Annotated in this window: 3 protein-coding genes and 1 pseudogene; 2 read left to right on the top strand and 2 right to left on the bottom strand. The window is 70.0% G+C overall.

The window, feature by feature from the left end; translation table 11 throughout:
- Positions 1-537 (bottom strand): glycosyltransferase family 87 protein (locus tag GRX66_RS18905; protein WP_159527836.1); only part of this gene is annotated, 537 nt, incomplete at its 3' end.
- Positions 538-654: 117 nt separating this feature from the next.
- Here GRX66_RS18905 and GRX66_RS19690 point away from each other — a divergent pair.
- Positions 655-813, top strand: coding sequence for a DUF7559 family protein (locus tag GRX66_RS19690; RefSeq protein WP_201293103.1), 159 nt, complete (start codon positions 655-657; stop codon positions 811-813).
- On the top strand, positions 810-1,394 hold the full coding sequence (locus tag GRX66_RS18900) for an Hsp20/alpha crystallin family protein (protein ID WP_159527835.1): 585 nt from the start codon (positions 810-812) through the stop codon (positions 1,392-1,394). The genes GRX66_RS19690 and GRX66_RS18900 overlap by 4 nt, the downstream gene beginning before the upstream one ends.
- Positions 1,395-1,398: 4 nt before the next feature.
- Here the strand turns inward: GRX66_RS18900 and GRX66_RS20890 are convergent.
- Positions 1,399-1,528 (bottom strand): annotated as a pseudogene (locus GRX66_RS20890) (sarcosine oxidase); the annotation flags it as partial.

Below are 1,528 nucleotides of genomic sequence, written 5' to 3'. Positions count from 1 at the left end.
GGGAAGAGTTTCACGAGCGCGACGGACCCGAACGACGCCGGCGGCGCGTCCACGGCCGCGGAGCAGAAGGACGGCGCCCGCCGCGATGCCGAACGCCAACACGAGATTCACCTGCCCCATCACGAGGTTCACGCCGACCGGCCCGACCAGGAACACGAACGCCGAGACGAGAACGACGTCGAGGCGCTCCAGTCCGACGCCGGCGTGGTCGACAACCCGGAGCGTGAGCACGAGGATGCCGGCGAGCGCCGCGAGGTTCAGAAGTGTCTGGAGCGCGAACGCGAGCGCCGGGTCGCCGAGCAGTCCGTGTGGATAGAACGCGAGCACGACGACCGGCGGGTACCGGAACCCCGTGTCGCCGATGGGGTTGACCGCGTAGAAGTCCGCGCCGGCGAGCGCGGCGCGGGCCGCGTAGTAGTAGACGTCAGACGCGAGCGCGACCTGCTGGGGGTTCCGCAGCGGGAACAGGACGGTGTTCGCGAGGCCCGCGAGCACACTGATTGTGAGGACGAGGCGCGGGCCGCGCTTCGATGCCATACCGCAACACGATAGTGCGCCGGCACTTTCGTGTTCCGGAGACGGCACCGTCGCCGGCCGGCAGTCGTTCTCACCGGAGCCCGCTGCTTTATGGACGCGCCGCCCCAAGTCAGGGGTATGCCTGCCACGCTGGAGGTTCGATGCACGAGTGACGACTGCGAGCTCGACATGTTCGAACTCCACTACACGTACGACATGCCCGACGACGTCGGGGTCGCGGACTTCTCCTGTCCCTACTGCGGGGGGACAGACTGCCTGGCGGTGATTGACGTATGACCGCCCGAGAGTTCGCCGAGGCGGTCGGGGACGCCGTGTTCCGGCGGATGGGTCGGGCCGCCTCCCGGTTCCAGGAGGAGACGCCGCTGCCCGTGGACCTCCTGGAGAGCGAGGACGAGTACCTCGCGGTGTTCGACGCGCCCGGCGTCGTGGCCAGCGACGTGCAGGTGAACTACGACGACGGAGCAGTCGAGGTCCGAATCGACCGGTTCCGGGAGTTCCGCGAGGGGGTCGAGATGGTGTTCCCGGGTCGCGGCCTGTCGCTGGACGGGCGCGCGAGGCTCCCCGAGGACGCCGCGGTCGACGCGTCGTCGGCGCGCGCAGAGCTCCGCGACGAGGGCACGCTGTACGTCTTCCTGCCGAAAGTCGACGACCAGGGCGAGGACGTTCCAGTTGAGTCGGCGGCACGCCGATCCGGAGGAGACGGCGGCGGTCGCGACGCCGCGGAGTCCGACGCGCGTGGGGGCACGCCGGCGCGGTCGACGTCAGCGACGAAACCGGCGAGGACGCGTCCTGAGGTCGGAAGCCGGCTGAAGCCGCGGCCACCCGACCGAACAGCACAGGAACGGCGCGACCTGTGACTCCTTATTCGACCGTCATCCCTTCGACGACGTCGAACTCCTCGTCGCCGTCGAAGCGCGTGGGGTCGAAGGACTCGACGCCGCTCCCGCCGAGCAGCTGGTCGGCGACCAGTTCCGCGGTGCCGGCGCGGCGC

The sequence above is a fragment of the Halobacterium bonnevillei genome (assembly GCF_009831555.1).
Classification (GTDB): Archaea; Halobacteriota; Halobacteria; order Halobacteriales; family Halobacteriaceae; genus Halobacterium; species Halobacterium bonnevillei.
Note: the sequence above shows the minus strand (reverse complement) of the source record. Positions and strands in the feature narration are given on the sequence as shown.

What these genes read in the sequence shown, in the direction of transcription:
- GRX66_RS18900 (WP_159527835.1), top strand. Translation starts at nt 810, where the DNA reads ATGACCGCCCGAGAGTTCGCCGAGGCGGTCGGGGACGCCGTGTTCCGG.
- GRX66_RS19690 (WP_201293103.1), top strand. Translation starts at nt 655, where the DNA reads ATGCCTGCCACGCTGGAGGTTCGATGCACGAGTGACGACTGCGAGCTC.